Annotated in this window: 15 protein-coding genes; 9 read left to right on the plus strand and 6 right to left on the minus strand. The window is 71.8% G+C overall.

Annotated features, from left to right (window positions below; genetic code table 11):
- The first annotated feature begins 565 nt into the window (after window positions 1-565).
- Entirely contained in the window at window positions 566-1,564 is a 999-nt protein-coding gene (locus ABZX40_RS37060; RefSeq protein WP_355749345.1) for a sigma-70 family RNA polymerase sigma factor, read from the plus strand.
- Between the two features lie 461 nt (window positions 1,565-2,025).
- Window positions 2,026-2,676, plus strand: coding sequence for a TetR family transcriptional regulator (locus ABZX40_RS37065; RefSeq protein WP_355749342.1), 651 nt, complete (start codon window positions 2,026-2,028; stop codon window positions 2,674-2,676).
- A gap of 115 nt (window positions 2,677-2,791) precedes the next feature.
- On the opposite strand, the gene ABZX40_RS37070 is transcribed toward ABZX40_RS37065, so the two are convergent.
- On the minus strand, window positions 2,792-3,760 hold the full coding sequence (locus ABZX40_RS37070; protein ID WP_355749339.1) for a WYL domain-containing protein: 969 nt from the start codon (window positions 3,758-3,760) through the stop codon (window positions 2,792-2,794).
- A 62-nt stretch (window positions 3,761-3,822) separates the two neighbouring features.
- On the opposite strand from ABZX40_RS37070, the gene ABZX40_RS37075 reads away from it, so the two are divergent.
- The 5 genes from ABZX40_RS37075 (at window position 3,823) to ABZX40_RS37095 (ending at window position 10,144) form a co-directional block, all read left to right on the plus strand.
- Entirely contained in the window at window positions 3,823-5,370 is a 1,548-nt protein-coding gene (locus ABZX40_RS37075; RefSeq protein ID WP_355749336.1) for an MFS transporter, read from the plus strand.
- Window positions 5,371-5,609: 239 nt separating this feature from the next.
- Window positions 5,610-6,371, plus strand: coding sequence for a DeoR/GlpR family DNA-binding transcription regulator (locus ABZX40_RS37080; protein ID WP_355749333.1), 762 nt, complete (start codon window positions 5,610-5,612; stop codon window positions 6,369-6,371).
- Window positions 6,368-7,315, plus strand: coding sequence for a 1-phosphofructokinase (gene pfkB / locus ABZX40_RS37085; RefSeq protein ID WP_355749330.1), 948 nt, complete (start codon window positions 6,368-6,370; stop codon window positions 7,313-7,315). Before ABZX40_RS37080 ends, pfkB begins: the two co-directional genes overlap by 4 nt.
- A gap of 354 nt (window positions 7,316-7,669) precedes the next feature.
- On the plus strand, window positions 7,670-9,712 hold the full coding sequence (locus ABZX40_RS37090; RefSeq protein WP_355749327.1) for a fructose-specific PTS transporter subunit EIIC: 2,043 nt from the start codon (window positions 7,670-7,672) through the stop codon (window positions 9,710-9,712).
- 165 nt (window positions 9,713-9,877) lie between these two features.
- Window positions 9,878-10,144: a hypothetical protein gene (locus ABZX40_RS37095; RefSeq protein ID WP_355749325.1), complete on the plus strand. Its 267-nt coding sequence runs from the start codon at window positions 9,878-9,880 to the stop codon at window positions 10,142-10,144.
- 106 nt (window positions 10,145-10,250) lie between these two features.
- Here ABZX40_RS37095 and ABZX40_RS37100 read toward each other — a convergent pair whose 3' ends face one another.
- From ABZX40_RS37100 to ABZX40_RS37110, 3 genes are all read right to left on the minus strand, one after another.
- Window positions 10,251-10,997, minus strand: a complete 747-nt coding sequence (locus tag ABZX40_RS37100; RefSeq protein ID WP_355749322.1) for a DUF6227 family protein — start codon at window positions 10,995-10,997, stop codon at window positions 10,251-10,253.
- Window positions 10,998-11,321: 324 nt separating this feature from the next.
- Entirely contained in the window at window positions 11,322-12,536 is a 1,215-nt protein-coding gene (locus tag ABZX40_RS37105) for an Ig-like domain-containing protein (RefSeq protein WP_355749319.1), read from the minus strand.
- A 163-nt stretch (window positions 12,537-12,699) separates the two neighbouring features.
- Window positions 12,700-13,467 (minus strand): XRE family transcriptional regulator, encoded by a 768-nt coding sequence (locus ABZX40_RS37110; protein WP_355749316.1) that lies wholly within the window; start codon window positions 13,465-13,467, stop codon window positions 12,700-12,702.
- A 431-nt stretch (window positions 13,468-13,898) separates the two neighbouring features.
- Here ABZX40_RS37110 and ABZX40_RS37115 point away from each other — a divergent pair, with 431 nt between their 5' ends.
- Both ABZX40_RS37115 and ABZX40_RS37120 read left to right on the plus strand, forming a co-directional pair.
- Window positions 13,899-14,120 carry a hypothetical protein gene (locus ABZX40_RS37115; RefSeq protein WP_355749313.1) on the plus strand — a complete coding sequence of 74 codons (222 nt, stop codon included), beginning with the start codon at window positions 13,899-13,901 and terminating at the stop codon, window positions 14,118-14,120.
- A gap of 4 nt (window positions 14,121-14,124) precedes the next feature.
- Entirely contained in the window at window positions 14,125-14,547 is a 423-nt protein-coding gene (locus ABZX40_RS37120) for a hypothetical protein (protein WP_355749311.1), read from the plus strand.
- Between the two features lie 91 nt (window positions 14,548-14,638).
- Here ABZX40_RS37120 and ABZX40_RS37125 read toward each other — a convergent pair whose 3' ends face one another.
- Window positions 14,639-15,667: a P1 family peptidase gene (locus tag ABZX40_RS37125; protein ID WP_355749308.1), complete on the minus strand. Its 1,029-nt coding sequence runs from the start codon at window positions 15,665-15,667 to the stop codon at window positions 14,639-14,641.
- A 95-nt stretch (window positions 15,668-15,762) separates the two neighbouring features.
- On the minus strand, window positions 15,763-17,010 hold the full coding sequence (locus ABZX40_RS37130) for a low temperature requirement protein A (protein WP_355749305.1): 1,248 nt from the start codon (window positions 17,008-17,010) through the stop codon (window positions 15,763-15,765).
- Between the last annotated feature and the right edge of the window lie 31 nt (window positions 17,011-17,041).

The following is a 17,041-nucleotide window of genomic DNA, read 5'->3' on the forward strand; positions in this document are numbered from 1 at the left end:
CCCCCAAGCCATCAACTCGACAGGGGGAGAGAGTCATGCCAACTCCGGAGGCCGGGCGCCCCATTGCGGGGCCACCAAGAAGGTAATGGGGGGGGCTGTGGGGCGGCACCACCGCGGGTGCTCCGTGGACCGGCACCGCCGCCGATGTTCCGTCCGTCGTCTTCGGACGGTAAGAGCGGGATGTGGCGTATCCAAGGATTCGCCGTGAGTCCGCCTCCGTGGCAACCATCGGAGGGTGCGGTCCGTCTTCTAGGGAAGAGGGGGCGGGGAGCGCGATGAGGGCATCGGGACCCTTCTCGGTTCCCGGCCTGACCTGCACCTCCGGGTGTTCCGGTGACGCCCTGCCCGCCGTTGCGGCGGCACAGGGTACTGCATGATCAGAAAATTGGGGGATGCGGTGGGAATTCTGTCCGGTTTCCAGTCGTTGATTCCATCGGATGCAGGGCACACGGAGGACAGGTCGAGAGCCTCGGGAGCCGCCAGAGCTTCGAGACCCCGACAGCGTTCCGAGGGTGCCGGGCATTCCAGGACCACCCGCTGACCCCACCATCGCAAGGGAGCACGCATGGCAACCCGTGCCGTCGCCCGTCGTAAGTCCACCGCCGGTGGGACCTCCGACGCGGCACACAGCGTTCGCGCCTCTGGCGGCGAGATCGCCGACCGCGACCTGGTCGGCATGTATCTCGACGAGATCGCGCGCACCCCGCTGCTCGACGCCGCGAAGGAGGTCGAGCTGTCGCAGACCATCGAGGCGGGTGTGTTCGCGCGACAGGTCCTGGAGGGTGACGAGCAGACGAAGGCCGACGCCAGCCGCGCCGAGCTGGAGGCCCTGGTGGCCGCCGGCGAGCGGGCCAAGGACGTCTTCATCCGCTCCAACCTCCGCCTGGTCGTCGCGGTCGCCCGGCGCTACCCCCGCAGCGGTCTGCCCCTGCTCGACCTCATCCAGGAGGGCAACGCGGGCCTGGTCCGCGCGGTGGAGAAGTTCGACTACCGCAAGGGCTTCAAGTTCTCCACGTACGCCACCTGGTGGATCCGGCAGGCCATCACCCGCTCGATCGCCGACCAGTCGCGCACCATCCGGCTGCCCGTGCACCTCGTGGAGGAGCTGGGGCGGATCCGTCGGGTGCAGCGCGAGTTCAACCGTGACCAGGGGCGGGAGCCGGAGCCCGAGGAGATCGCGAAGGAGCTGGGCTCCACGCCCGAGCGCGTCAGCGATGTCCTCGACTGGGCCCGCGACCCGGTCTCGCTGAACATGTCGGTGGACGACGAGGGCGAGACCCAGTTCGGCGATCTGCTGGAGGACACCTCCGCGGTGTCCCCGGAGCAGTCGGTGCTGACCCTGCTGCGCAGCGAGGAGCTGGACGACCTGATCGGCCGCCTCGACCAGCGCACGGCCTCGATCATCAAGATGCGCTACGGCATAGACGACGGCCGGGAGCGTACCCTGACGGAGGTCGGCAAGGAACACGGACTGACCCGGGAGCGCATCCGGCAGATCGAGAAGCACGCCCTGCTGGAGCTGAAGAAGCTGGCCCGGGACACCGGGTTCGACGCGGTCGCCTGAGCCGGCGCTCCGCACAGCGGGCGCTTTGAATCGGGTGGCATCGGGAACCAAACTTCCGGGCACACGAGTTCACAGAGGTGAGGTCACCGGGTCACCCCACCCGGCGGCAGCACCGCACGACAACTGAGACCACGTCCCGACGCTTCACCCCCCCCGGCGCCGGGACTTTCCCAGAGCCGGGCTCTCGGCGCCTCCCCCCTGGCGTCGGAGCCCGGCTCCATCTCTGTCCGCGCCCCGGGAACCGCGAAAGGCGGGGCACCCCGAACCTGAACCCCGGGGTGGCCCGCCGGATGGCAGATTCTGCCACAGCGGCATAGCCTGCCGAAGTGAGCAGCACCACCCCCGCACAGAATCGCCCCGATTCCCCGTCTTCCGTGTCCTCGGGGTCCTCTCCCGTCGTTCCCGTCCCTCCCGCTTCCCCCGCCGGGTCGCTGACCGAGCGGCGGAAGGCGGCGACCCGGATGGAGATCGCCCGCGCGGCGGCCCGGCTCTTCGTCAGCCGGGGGCTGCGGGCGACCCGGGCCGAGGACATCGCACAGGCCGCCGGTATCGCCCCGCGCACCTTCTACCGCTACTTCGCGACCAAGGAGGAGTCCGTCACCCCGCTCTACGCCGCCGGCGCCCAGCGCTGGGCCCAGGCCGTCCGGGACGCCCCGGCCGGGCTGACGGTGCCCGAGGCGCTGGAGTACGCGGTACGGCACACCTTCACGCCGGGCGCCGGGGTGTCGGCCGCGTCCTGGGAGTGGGTGCGCACGCTGGTCCGGCTGGCCGGGACCAGTCCCTCGCTGGGCCGGGTCTGGGCCGAGGTGGGCCGAACCTCGGAACGGGACCTCGCGGAGGTGCTAGCGGCCCGGACGGCGGCAGGGCGGGACGACGACGGCGATAGCGATATCGGCGATGGCCGCGATGACGGCGACAACGTTGCCGAAGGGGCGGCCGTGCCCGTCTCCCCCGCGCTGCGGTTCACCGCCGCCGTCGCCGGCGCGGCCGTGCGGGTGGCCGTCGAGTCATGGGCGGCCGGTGACGCCCCGGCGGGCGGCGCCGAAGGCCCGGCCGCGCTGGCCCTCCGGAATCTGGCGGCGCTGCGGGATCTGCGCTGGGAGGGGTGGTGAACGGCGGGCCGGAACGCCCCCCCGGATCCCGCCCCTCACCCGCTCCCCGGATCCCGTCCCTCACCCGTCCCCCATCCGTTCCCCCTCCGTCCCTCATCCGTCCCCCATCCGGCCCTCACCCGCCCGCCGCGGCTCGGACCAGACGTCCCCCCAACTCCCCTACATAGGAGACGAGTTCGGCCGGTTCGCGGACGGTGAACTCGAAGCCGAGCATCGCCAGCCGGACCCCGAGCCACTCCACCGGGTCCTCGGTGGTGCCGCGCAGCTCGCAGCGGTCGTCGCCGAGCGGCTCCGGGGTGCCCAGGAAGGCCGGGAGCCCGGCGGCGACCTCGGCGGCGGGGGCGGCGAAGGCGACGGTGAAGTCGTAGGACGCGCGATGGCGGCGGATCGAGCGCCGTAGGTACTCCGCGGCGCTGCCGGTGGGGAGTTCGCGCGGGGTGAAGCGGGCGCCGGTGGCGAAGGGGTCGCTGACCCGGTCGACGCGGAAGGTGCGCCAGTCCGCGCGGTCGACGTCGTAGGCCACCAGATACCAGCGGCGGCCGGTGGAGACCAGGCGGTGGGGCTCGGTGAGGCGGCGGGACTCGGTGCCGTCGCCGGAGCGGTAGCCGAACCGCAGCCGTTCGTGGCCGGCCACCGCGGCGGCCATGGCGGTGAGTGTCTCGGGGGCGATGGTGGGGCCGTCGCCGCTGGTCAGCGGGGTGGTGGCGGCCTGGAGGGTGGCCACTCGGTGGCGCAGTCGGCCGGGCAGTACCTGTTCCAGTTTGGCGAGCGCGCGCACCGATGCCTCGTCCACGCCCTCCAGCGCGTGTCCCGCCCCGGCCCGCAGACCGACCGCGATGGCGACGGCCTCCTCGTCGTCCAGGACCAGCGGGGGCATCGCCTTGCCCGCGACCAGCCGGTAGCCGCCGTCGGAGCCCTTGGTGGCCTGGACGGGATAGCCGAGTTCGCGCAGCCGGTCGATGTCCCGGCGGATCGTGCGCCGGGAGACCCCGAGGCGGCCGGCGAGTTCGCCGCCGGGCCATTCGCGGGGCGTCTGGAGGAGGGAGAGCAGGGTCAGCAGCCGTGCCGGGGTGTCCGTCGTCATGCAGATGAGCATGCCGTACCACTAGGACATGATCTGACCTATTGGGCTCCTAGTGTCCTCTCATGACTTCCAGCGAGACAACGCACACGCAGATGGAGATGGAGACGGGGAAGGGCGGGGCGGGGGACCGGAGGCGCTGGTTCGCGCTCGCCATCGTGATGACGGCGGCCTTCATGGACCTCGTCGACGTCACCATCGTCAACATCGCCGTCCCCGCGATCCAGCGGGACGAGGGCGCCAGCTTCAGCCAGATCCAGTGGATCACCGCCGGATACGCGCTGGCCTTCGCGGCCGGGCTGATCACCGGCGGACGGCTCGGTGACATCTACGGCCGCAAGCGGATCTTCCTGATCGGCGTCGCCGGCTTCACCCTGGCCTCCGCGCTGTGCGGCCTCGCCGCGAACCCGGAGATGCTGGTCGCCTCCCGGATCCTCCAGGGCGGCACGGCCGCGCTGATGGTGCCGCAGGTGCTGGCCATCGTCCACGCCACCTTCCCGGCGCACGAACGCGGCAAGGTCTTCGGGCTGTTCGGCGCGATCGTGGGGCTCGGCGCGGTGTCCGGGCCGCTGCTCGGGGCGCTGCTGACGGAGTGGAACCTGTTCGGTCTGGAGTGGCGGCCGATCTTCCTGATCAATCTGCCGGTGGGCGTCGCGGCGCTGATCCTGGGCAGCCGGTTCATCGCCGAGTCGAAGGCGCCGCGGGCGCTGCGCCTGGACCTGGTGGGGGTCGTCCTGGTCACCGCCGGTCTGCTGATGCTGGTCCACCCGCTCACCCACGGCCGTGAGAACGACTGGCCGGCCTGGGGCTTTGTGTCGATGGCGGGCTCGCTCGGGGTGTTCGCGGCGCTGGTGGCGTACGAGCGGCGCAAGTCGGCGCGGGACGGGTCGCCGCTGGTGGAGCTGTCGCTGTTCAAGGTGAAGAGCTTCGCGGCCGGGATCGCCGTACAGACCGTGTTCGGTGTGGTGATGGGGGTGTTCTTCCTGGTCTGGACGCTCTATATGCAGATCGGGCTGGGCTGGTCGGCGCTGCGGGCCGGGCTGACCGGGGTGCCGTTCTCGATCGCGGTGTCGGTGGCGGCCGGGGTGTCGGTGCAGAAGCTGGTGCCGCGGTTCGGGCGCAAGGTGCTCCAGGCGGGCGCCGCGACCATGGCGGCGGGCGTCCTGCTCTACCTCTGGGAGTCCGGGCGGTACGGGATGGACATAGCGTCCTGGCAGATGGCGCTGCCGCTGATCGTGATGGGCGCGGGCATGGGGCTGATCGTCGCCCCGCTGACCGACGCGGTGCTCTCCGAGGTGCCGCGCGAGCACGCGGGTGCCGCGTCCGGGCTGATGAACACGGTCACGCAGATGGGCAACGCGCTGGGGCTGGGGCTGGTCTCGGTGGTGTTCTTCGGGATCGTCGACCAGCGGATCGCCGACGAGCGGATCGCCTCCGGCGGGCTGGGTGCCGCCTATCTGGACGGCTTCCAGAACGCGCTGGGCTGGGTCGCGGGGCTGCTGGTGCTGATCTTCCTGGTGATGTTCGCGCTGCCGGGGCGTCCGGTGGGGGCGGGGGGTTCCGGGGAGCCGGTGGCCGTCGAGCGGGAGCGGGAGCCGGAGTTGGTGTCCTGAGTGTGCTGAGCGGACGGCTCGCTGTTCTTCCGGAAGGGCCCGGCGCGGGAGCGACGCCGGGCCCTTCGGCGTGGGGGTGTCCCGGGAGGGGGGAGTGATGGGTGCCCGTTTGTGTCTGTTCAGAGCCCGAATTGGTTTACTTCTCGGAAATCTCCCCGTACTCTCCGAGGAAACAGAACCAAAACCACATGACCGGGCATCGCGGCCAGGAAGCATCAGGGCATCGGAGGCGAGCGGAGATGTACGCACCGGAGCGGCAGCAGGAGATCCTCCGGCTCGCGCGGGACGCGGGCCGGGTGGAGGTGCTGTCGCTGGCCGAGGAGTTCCAGGTGACGGCGGAGACGATCCGCCGGGATCTGAAGGCCCTCGACCGCGCCGGACTGGTCCGCCGGGTGCACGGCGGCGCGATCCCCGCCGGGCGGCTGGACTTCGAACCCGACCTCACCGAGCGCGAGTCCACCGCCGCCGACGAGAAGGACCGCATCGCCAGGGCCGCCCTCGCCGAACTCCCCGCCGACGGCACGGTGATCCTCGACGCCGGTACGACGGTGGCGCGGCTGGCCGGGGCCGTCCCGCTGGAGACCTCCCTCACCGTCGTCACCCACAGCCTCCCGATCGCCGCCCGGCTCGCCGACCACCCCGGCATCCAGCTCCATCTGGTCGGGGGCCGGGTCCGGCACCGTACCCGTGCCGCCGTGGACGCCTGGGCGCTGCGGGCGTACGCCGAGATCCGCGCGGACGTCCTCTTCGTGGCCGCCAACGGGTTCTCCGCCGGGTACGGGCTGACCACCCCCGATCTCGCCGAGGCCGCCGTCAAGCGGGCGGCGATGGCCGCGGCCCGCCGGGTGGTGCTGCTCGCCGACTCCGCCAAGCACGGCCAGGAGCACTTCGCCCGCTTCGGCGATCTGGACCAGGTGGACCTGCTGATCACCGACAGCGCCCTGAGCCCCGAGGACACCGCCGCGATCGAGCGCGGCGGCACGGAGGTGGTCCGGGCATGATCCTCACCGTCACCCCCAACCCCTCCCTCGACCGCACCTATGAGGTCCCCGCGCTGGAGCGCGGTGCGGTGATCCGCGCGAGCGGTGAGCGCATGGACCCCGGCGGCAAGGGCGTGAACGTCTCGCGGGCGGTCGCCGCCGCGGGCCGCCGTACCGTCGCGGTGCTGCCGCTGGGCGGCGCCCCGGGCGCCCTGGTCGCCGAACTGCTGGCCGCGCAGGGCATCGAGGTCGCCCCGGTGCCGGTCGCCGGAGCGACCCGTTCCAATATCGCGCTGGCCGAATCCGACGGCGTCCTGACGAAAATCAACGCCCCCGGCCCCGAACTGTCGCCGGCTGAGCAGGGGGCGCTGCTCGGCACCGTCCGGGAGCGCTCGGCGGGCGCCGGGTGGATCGCCTGCTGCGGCAGCCTCCCGCGCGGCCTGGCGCCCTCCTGGTACGCCGAGGTGGTCGCGCGGGCGCACGACGGGGGCGCGCGGATCGCCCTGGACACCTCCGGGCCCGCCCTGCTGGAGGCGCTGCGCGCCCGCCCCGATGTGGTCAAGCCCAACGCCGGGGAACTGTCCGCCGCCGTCGGCCGCCCCCTGGCCACCGTCGGCGACGCGCTGAAGGCGGCCGAGGAACTGCGCGCGATGGGCGCCCGCGCGGTGCTGGCCAGCCTGGGCGCGGACGGGCAGGTGCTGGTGGCGGACGAGGGCGCGTGGTTCGCGACCGCGCCGGTGACCGCCGTACGGTCCAATGTCGGCGCGGGGGACTCCTCCCTCGCCGGGTTCCTCATCGCGGGCGGCACCGGCCCCGCCGCCCTGGCCTCCGCCGTCGCGCACGGCGCCGCGGCGGTCCAACTCCCCGGCAGTGTGATGCCGACCCCGGCCGACCTCGATCCGGCGGCGGTGACGGTGACGGCGGACGTCCCCGCGGGTCGCGCGCTGACGGAGCCGGTGCCGTGATCCTGGCCGGTCGTGAATCGAAGGAGCGGGTGCCTGTGATGCTGGCTGTTCGTGGGCCGAGGGAGTCGGTGCCTGTGATGCTGGCTGTTCGTGGGCCGGGGGAGCGGGTGCCTGTGATGCTGGCTGTTCGTGGGGCCAGGGAGTCGGTGCCTGTGATGCTGGCTGTTCGTGGGGCGAGGGAGCGGGTGCCCGTGACGCTGGCTGTTCGTGGGCCGAAGGAGCCGGTGCCGTGATCCTCGCTCTCCTCGTCCCCCTCCACCCTTTCCTCCTCTTCCTCCTCTTCCTCTCCGTTTCCTCCGACTTCCGTCCGGCCCCGCCCGATTCCCGGGTGATACGCGTGCGAAGGAGCCCGCGATGACCGATCTGATCACCGCGGACCTGGTCGACCTCGACCTGTCCGCCGACACCAAGGAAGCCGCCGCGCGCTCCCTCGCCGAGCGGATGGCGGCGCTGGGCCGGGTGACCGACCTGGAGGGCTTCCTCGCCGACGTGGCCGCCCGCGAGGCCCAGATGCCGACCGGCCTGGACGGCGGTATCGGCATCCCGCACTGCCGCAGCGAGCATGTCACCGAGCCGACCCTCGCCTTCGGCCGCAGCGCCACCGGCATCGACTTCGGAGCGCCGGACGGCCCGGCCGACCTGATCTTCCTCATCGCCGCGCCCGCCGGGGCCGACGACGCCCATCTGACGATCCTGTCCTCCCTCGCCCGCCAGTTGATGAACGGCGAGTTCACGGCGGCCCTGCGGGCGGTGGGCGACGCGGGGGGCGCGGCGGCGCTGATCCGGGGGGAGGAGGCGGGGCCGGAGGGGGTGGCGGGGCCGGGCGGTCCCGATGCCGACGAGGGCGCCGGTGCCGGTGCCGATACAGGTTCCGGCGACCGGCCCTTCCGGATCGTCGCCGTCACCTCCTGCCCCACCGGTATCGCGCACACCTACATGGCGGCCGAGGCGCTGGAGAACGCGGGGCGCGAGGCGGGCGTCGAGCTGGTTGTGGAGCCGCAGGGCTCCGCCGGTTTCACCCGGCTCGACCCGGCCGTGATCGAGGCGGCGGACGCCGTGATCTTCGCCCACGACGTCCCCGTACGGGAGAAGGACCGCTTCGCGGGCAGGCCCACGGTCGATGTCGGGGTGAAGGCGGGCATCAACCGCCCCGCCGAACTGATCGCCGAGGCCCGCGAGAAGGCGGCGCGCGGCGAGACCACCACCCCGGCGTCCGACCATGGCCGTACGCCGGTCGACCGGGCCGGTGCGCCGGGTGAGGGCTATGGCAGCAGGCTGCGCACCTGGCTGATGTCCGGGGTCAGTTATATGGTCCCGTTCGTCGCCGCGGGCGGGCTGCTGATCGCGCTCGGCTTCGCGATCGGCGGCTATGAGATCAATCAGGCGCCCTCGGTGATGGACCACTTCGCGTGGACCCAGGCGGACAGCTGGGGCGCGCTGTTCTTCCAGATCGGCGGGGTGGCCTTCAACTTCCTCGTCCCGGTCCTGGCCGGGTACATCGCCTACGGCATGGCGGACCGGCCCGGTCTGGTACCCGGTTTCGTCGGCGGTGCCATCTCGCTCACCATCAACGCCGGGTTCCTCGGCGGGCTGGCCTCCGGTCTGATCGCGGGCGCGGTGGTGCTGGCGATCCAGCGGGTGCGGATCCCGGCGTCGCTGCGCGGGATCATGCCGGTGGTGGTGATCCCGCTGATCTCCTCGGCGGTCGTCGGCTTTCTGATGTTCGTGGTGATCGGCAAGCCGATCGCCTCCGCGCAGAACGCGATGACCGACTGGCTCAACGGCCTCACCGGCACCAACGCCGTGCTGCTGGGCGCGCTGCTCGGCCTGATGATGTGCTTCGACCTCGGCGGCCCGGTCAACAAGGTCGCCTACACCTTCGCCACCGCCGGGATCGCGGTCGCCGCGCCCGGTGACTCCGCGATGAAGATCATGGCCGCGGTGATGGCCGCCGGGATGGTCCCGCCGCTGGCCATGGCTCTGGCCACCACCGTGCGCGCCCGGCTCTTCACGCCGACCGAGCGGGAGAACGGCAAGGCGGCCTGGGTGCTGGGCGCGTCCTTCATCTCCGAGGGGGCGATCCCGTTCGCGGCGGCCGACCCACTGCGGGTGATCCCGGCGTCCATGGCGGGTGGCGCGGTCACCGGGGCGCTGTCGATGGCGTTCGGCGCCACGTTGCGTGCTCCGCACGGCGGGATCTTCGTGGTGCCGCTGATCGGGAACCCGTTCCTGTATCTGGTCGCCCTGGCGGCGGGGGTGGGGGTGACGACCGTGCTGGTGGTGGTGCTGAAGAGCGTGCGCGGGACGGCGGGTACGGCGGGTACGGGGGCGACCGAGGCGGCGGGGACGGGGGAGGCGGCTGCGGCGGGCGAGGCGAAGCGGCCGGTGGCGGCGTAGGGGGCACCCGGGGTGGGGGTGGGGTGGGGGACGGGTGCGGGTGTCCGTGGCCGTCCCTTTGAACCACCTGTGAGCCACTGTGACTACCTGTGAGTCGTTCGCGTGGCCTGCGAGATAGATCACGGTCCGGGACCGAAGTTCCGGTCCGTGCTGTCTACTGGGTGCATGCCCGAGAACTTCACGTTCCTGCAATGGGCGGGCACGGCCGTCCTCGTGCTGTGCGCGGTCGCCTGGGTCGTCGCTGTGGTGCGGATCCTGCGCCATGGCCGTTCCGGCTACGCCGTCTGGCACTCCGGCCCTGTCGGGGCGCACACCCTGGCCGCGCTTCCGGATCAGCGGCAGTCCGCTCCCCAACTGGAGTCCGTGGAACTGACCCCGGCCGAGCAGGACGCCTTCGCGGGGCTCATCCGGGGCCTGGACGAGCCGAGGTGAGGGCGTGGGCCGGAGCCGGAGCCGGGGCGGGGGGTGGCGGCGTCCTCGCCGCGCCGCGTGCGCGCGGGTCTGCTCACGACCATGGATCTGCTCACGATAGATCTGCTCACGATAAATGCGCCGCCCGTCGTTCCATCGCGTCCCGCGCGGCCTCCTCGGTGAGATAGACCTCGCACATGTGGCGGCCGTCCGGGGTGGCCGTGTGCTCGACCTCCCACAGGGAGATCTCCCGGCCGTCGCGCAGCAGGAACGCGTGCTCGTAGAGGGAGAAGCACAGCCCCGCGCGCCCGGCCCGGCAGGGCCGCCCGAACGCCTGGGTGATCTGATGCGCGAAGGCCGTGGTGAGCAGAGTCGCCGTGGCCGGGTCCGGCCGGTCCGCGTTCTCCGCGCGGCGCAGGAGCCGACGCGCGTGGTCGGCGGAGTCGTCCGGCACATAGGCGGGCCGAGGCCCGGGGACGGGCGGCAGCCGCACCTGCACCGACAGCTCGAAGTCGGGTGTGTCCGGCGGGAGCGGGAGACGGCCGGTGGCGGCGCGCAGCTCCTCCTCGTCGGCATACACCTCGTGCTGCGGGCCGTTGCCCGGTCTGGTGTTGTGCACCAGCTCCCAGAGCGTGCGGGCCGAACCGTCGGCCAGCAGCCAGGTGTGGCGGTACGTCTCCCGGTGCAGCCCCGCGCTGTGGTGCGCGGAGTGCAGGGACGTGTCGTGCGCCAGCGCGCAGTCGAGCCGCCTGATGGTGTCGTCGGGCAGCTCGAAGGAGTTGAGGGCGCGGCCGAGCAGTCGCGCGAGATGCTCTTCCGGAGACTCCGGCGACTCTGGTGGTTCGTACGCTGCCGTCTCGTACGGAACGCTCAAGGTTTCTCCCGGCGTTGCTGCGTGTCACCTTGTGGGTGCATACCGTAGCCCCTCGGTCGGACATCATGTCCGGGAACCGAGAAAACGTACGCAGAGAAAACTCGCGGGCCGCGCGAGAAGTTCCCGCGCGGCCTGATGATCCCTCAAGAAGTGCTGGTCAGAAAGGGGTTGGCGGAATCTTTGCCGATCGGTGGGGATCGGCGGGGATGTGCGTGACCCGGCGCGGATCGGCGGGACGTGGTGAGGACCGGCGCGGATCGGCGCGGGATCGAGGAGGATCGGCGCGGGGTCGAGGAGGATTCTCGGCGGCGATCAGCGCGACGATCAGCTCGCGCTGCCGGCGATCCACTCGCTCCACGCCATGTTCCAGCCGTTGAGGCCGTTGTCGGGGGCGATGGTGTCGTCCGGGGAGTTCTTGACCACGACGACGTCCCCGATCATCGAGTTGTCGAAGAACCACTTGCCGTCCGTGGCGCCCTGCGCGCCCTGGACGTCCGCGAGGCCCACGCAGCCATGGCTGGTGCCCTGCCGGCCGAAGGGCGGATTCCCCTTGGCGTACCAGTAGTTGCCGTGCACGAAGGTGCCGGAGGTGGACAGCCGCATGGCGTGCGGGACGTCCGGGATGTCGTACTCGCCGCCGAAGCCGACCGTCGACCCGTCCATGCGGGTCTCCTCGAACTTCTCCGAGATCACCATCTGCCCGTTGTAGGTGGGGTTCTCGGCGCTGCCCGCGGAGATCGGCACGGACTTCAGCGTCTTGCCGTCCCGCTCCACGGTCATGGTCTGGGTGTTCACGTCGACGGTGGACACCTGGGCGCGTCCGATGGTGAAGGTGACGTTCTTCTTCTGGACGCCGAAGACGCCGTTCGCGCCCTCGACCCCGTCCAGGTCGATCTTCATGGTGACCTTCGACCCGGCCTTCCAGTACTCCTCCGGCCGGAAGTCGAGCCGCTGGTCGCCGAACCAGTGCCCGACGACCTCCTGGCCGCTGCTGGAGGCGACCGAGATGCCCGACTGCACGGACTTCTTGTCGCTGATGGCCTTGTCGAAGGTGAACGACACGGGCATGCCGACGCCGACGGTCGTCCCGTTGTCCGGGGTGTACGTCCCGATGAAGCTGTTGGCCGTGGTGACGGTGGTGAACACGGAGTCGGCGGCCGTGGCCCGCCCGTCGGATCCCTGGGCCTTGGCCGAGATCCGGTACTTGGTGCCGCGCTCCAGCTGCTCCTCGGGCTTCCAGCTCCCGCCGTCACCGGCGACGTCCCCGTCCACCGCCTCGCCCGTGGTGACATCGGTCATCGTGACCTCCGTCAGCTTGCCGTCCGTGACCTTGACCCCGGTGGAGTTGATCGACGCCCCCGTCGAACCGTCCTTGGCCGAGATGACGATCCGCGCCCCGGCGGGCTGCGCCGAGTCCTTGCCGCCCTTGTCGTCATCGGCGTTGGCGCTGCCCCCGCACGCGGTCAGCACCAGGCCACCGACCACCAGGGCCGCGACGGCCACGACTCCGCGTCGCGCTGCTATGTCCGACGTTGTCACGAGTGACTCCATTTTCCGGTATGTACGTGATCCGCTCCCCTGCGGAAGGAGAGAGGGCCCGCCCCCACCCCCGGGTTCCGCGCATCCGGAACGAAGGCGGTCACGTGACAGAACCGGGACAATCTCGCGGAGGAGGCCGGTCCCGGGGTGGGTTGCCCCAGCCCTACTCCGGCGGCCGGTTGTACCTGTCCAGGGCGGCCTTGGTGGTGGAGGTGTCGAGAAGACGCAGCTCCCACGGCCCGGTGTTCACCTCGAACCCCTTCCCGAAGCCGACCCACTTGCCCGCGATACGGCGGCCGGTGGGCTCCACCAGCATCTGAAGGGCCCCGAAGTACCGTGCGCCCCGGTAGTAGCCGTCGGTCGCGGTCTGCTCCGTCCACGTTCCCGTGACGGTGCTTCCGTCGAGCTGGAGATCAAGGGTGAGCGGGCTGTCCGGGTTGAGCGAAGCCCCCGGCAGGCTGCGGCCGGTGATCCGGTTGCCGTGCTGGAGCAGGACGACGTGGTGCTTGCCGGTGAACACCTGGTTCCCCCGGCCGCTGGAGACGAACTCGTAGGTGGACAGCCACACGCCCGAGTAGGTGCCCTGCGGTGTCGGTTGGACGGCGGAGGTGGTGGTTCCGCGCGAGGGACTGCCGACGGGTGACCCCTTCAGATCGTGTCCGCCATGGCCGTCGTCCGACACACGGACAAGAACGGGCGACGGAAAGCCGAGAGAGCCGACCGGGAGCCCCGTGACGGCCTCCAGAGCACGCGCGTACAGCGGCCGGGGAGCGCCCGTAGCGCCGCTCTCCCAGCGCTGCACCAGCCGCTTGCTGGCGTCGTTGGGACTGCCCGCACGGTCCCCGGCGTCGCGGATGGCGCGGGCGAACTCATCCTGACTAAGGAGCAGCCCCATACGGACCGCCCGGAGGGTGCTGTTCGGTGTCGTCATGCGGTCACGGTAGCTGTACGGCCCCACCAATGACACCGGAATGTCGCCCTGTGTGTCGTCGGTATGACGCCGCAATCGTCGTCGCGCAACCCACAGCGAGAGGGCGAACGTGATCGGTAAACGAACCCCCGCGACCGTGCGACCGGTCCGGGGGCGCGGCCACCAGCTTCAAGGGAGCTGACGACATTGAGCATTATCCATACGATCATGCGACAGGCGCTGAGTGTCTTATTGCCGGGCAGGGGGAAGCGGCGGGCGGGTGCTCGTCCGGTTCCGGAGGCTCCCGCGCGGTGCCCGTACGCGCCCCGCGCCTGTGCCGCGCGGGCCCGCGCGCCCCGGTCGCCGTACGGGCTGTGCGGTCTGCTGGACGGGGCCGGTACGGCGGTGATCCGTCCCTATGTGCTCGCTGCTGAGGGCGGGGAGGGTGCGCGGTGAACGTCGGTACCCGCCCCGCGTCGGGCGACTCGCGCATGACCATCGAGATCTACCGGGTGGGCCCGGACGGCAAGCGGACCGGCCCCACCGTGCGTCGCGTGTTCCGGGGTGTTCCGGGGCCGTTGATGCTGGTGTCGGACCGCTGGCCGCCGTGCCGCTGCCCGCGCTGCCTCGGCGTCCGGCCGGACGTTCCCGGCTTCGCCGGACGGGAGGCGTGAGGTGATGTCCCCGCACAGGAAGCCGAACCGTCGGCGCTGCGGCGCACCGGGCCGGATGCCGGTCGACCTGGTCGCGCTGATGCTCGCGCACATCCCCGACACCAGTGACCCCCGGGTGTCGGTGAGCGTCGACCTGTGCTGCCAGCTGGAGGAACACGACACCGGCCCGCACTGCGATCTGACCTGGGAGCTGGACGACGCCAGCTATGGCGAGGTGTGGGCCCAGTGGCCGGAGGGCGGTCCGGCCGAGCAGGTGCTCGTGCTACCGGACTGCGATGCCGTCAGCGGGCCCACCCCGAAGGACGTGGCCTGCATGCTCTACGAGGATCATCAGGGCTGCCACACCTTCGAGTACTCCGGTCCCGACCGGGCGGCGGTGGACAGGGCCGAACCCGCCGCAGAGAGCGACCCGCGCGGCATGCAGTAACACCCCCTCAGCGTCCCTCCGTTCGGGGATCGGGAAAGCCCCCGGGCGGAGGCGCGGGACCCACCGGCCGTCCGCCTCGCACCTCCTCCTCTCACCCAGCCCCGTACAACTCCCCGTAAGACGGCCAGAGGCCACCCGCGTTCTCCACGGAGTGGGCCGCGCGGAGGGCCTTGGTGATCGCTCTTGTGACCGTGTCCGCGCCCGCCGCCAGGATCTCGTTCAGGAGCAGCGGCTGGTCCGGCGGGAGCGGACGCGCACCCGTCGCCAGGGTGAAGACCGTGTCGCCGTCGTTGAGGAGGTGCACCGGGCGGACCGCGCGGGCGATGCCGTCGTGGGACGTCCCGGCGAGCTTCTGGGCCTGGGCCTTGGAGAGCGCGGCGTCGGTGGCGACCACCGCGAGGGTGGTGTTGAGGGGCGGCAGGGAGTTACGGGCCGCCGCCTCGGCCAGCCTGCCGCGCGCCCGCTCGTGCACCTCCGCCGGCGGATACGCCACCCGCCCGCCGAACAACTCCCCGTACAGAACACCCGTCTCCGGATCCACCCCCTCGCCCGCCGCGTTCGCCACCACCAGCGCCGCCACCGTGAACCCCGACTCCGTCACCGTGCTCGCCGTACCGACCCCGCCCTTCAGATGGCCCACGGCCGCGCCCGTCCCGGCGCCCACACAGCCCTCGGCCACCGGTGTTCCGGGCTCGCTCGCCGCCGCCACCGTCACGGCGTCCCGACCGGTCGCCGCGTCCGGACGCGCCCGGAAGTCCCCACCGCGCCCCAGGTCGAAGACACAGGCCGCAGGGACCACCGGCACCACATGCGCCGGGTCCGGGCCCACCCGCACCCCGCGCCCGCGCTCCTCCAGCCAGGCCATCACCCCGGCCGCCGCGTCGAGCCCGTACGCGCTGCCGCCGGTCAGCACGATCGCCTCGACCTTCTGCACCACATTGCGCGGATCGAGCGCGTCCGTCTCCTTGGTGCCGGGACCGCCACCGCGCACATCCACCCCGGCCACCGCGCCGCCCTCCGGGGCGAGCACCACCGTCGTCCCGGTCAGCCGGCCGTCCCCGGTCAGCGTCGCATGCCCCACCCGCAGACCGGTCACATCCGTCAGAGCGTCAACTGTCATGCGGTCCAGTGTGGAGGTGTGGGGGGTGCCTCTGGGGGAGCCGGTCGGTCCCGCCGCGCCCGCTGCCGTCCCGCCCGGCCTAGTCCAACCCGTTCTCACCCCGTCGGCGCTGGAGCCCGTACCGTGCGCCCCCGCCCCCGGCCCCGCGCCGCCAGCGTCTCCCCGGTCGCCACCGTGAGCGCCGCCACCAACCCGGCCGCGAGGACCGCCCAGTGTCCGAGGAAGGTGCAGCAGATCACCAGCAGTGCCGCCGACGGCAGGACCAGTTGCTGGGTGATGCCCGCCTTGAAGTGGCGGGAGTGCAGTGCCCACACCGCCAGCAGATACAGCGCCGTCGGCAGGGTCACCGCCGCCGAGGCCGCCAGCCTGGAGATGTGCGCCTCGTGCACGGCCTGCTCGATCGCCACCTCCAGGCCCCCGCCGATCGCCGCCGCCGACGCGAAGATCAGATAGTGGCCGTACCCCCACAGGAACGACTGCCGGTTGCTCCGCAGATGCCCGTGGATCGGGACCACGAAGTAGATCCACCAGGCCGCGAACACGATGAGCAGCCCACCCGCCGCGATCGGCAGCAGATCGCCCACCGCCTCGTTCTCGTCCACCCCCGACTTCACCGCCACCGTCGCCGCCGCGATCGACTCGCCCAGCACGATGATGGTGAACAGTCCGTAGCGCTCCGCGATGTGATGCGGATGCCAGGACGTGGCGAAACCCCGCTCCGAGAGCAGCGGCACACACAGTTCGGCGATCACCATCACGAGGAACACCCACCCGCGCGCGCCCGGCGGCAGCACCACCAGCCCCAGCCAGCCGATCTGGCACACCAGGATGCCGATCGCGTACCGCAGGGCGCACCGCCGCTCCGGTCCCTCGGCGTTCCTCGCCGCCCGCAGCCACTGGGACGCCATCGCCACCCGCATGATCGCGTAGCCCAGCCAGACCAGCAGGAACTCGTGCTGGTCGAAGGCGCGCGAGACCCCGGCGGCCAGCACCAGGACGCCCGCGATCTGCACCAGCGTCACCACGCGGTACAGCACGTCGTCGTTGTCGTACGCCGAGGCGAACCAGGTGAAGTTCATCCACGCCCACCAGATGGCGAAGAACACCATGGCGTAGTTCAGGATCCCCCTGCCGACCTGCCCCTCGGCCAGCGCGTGCACCAGTTGGACACCCGCCTGGGCCACCGCGACCACAAAGCACAGGTCGAAGAAGAGTTCGAGGGGGGTGGAGGCGCGGTGCGCCTCGCCCCGGCCCCGCGCGGTGAGCCGGCGCAGCGCCCCCGGTGGCGGCGAGGGCTGGGGCTGGGGCTGGGGTGGGGGTGGGGGAGTCGGGCTGGAGGTCATAGCTTCCATAACAGCCCACATCGGATCGGAA

It is taken from the genome of Streptomyces sp. NPDC004610, assembly GCF_040609715.1.
Taxonomy (GTDB): domain Bacteria; phylum Actinomycetota; class Actinomycetes; order Streptomycetales; family Streptomycetaceae; genus Streptomyces.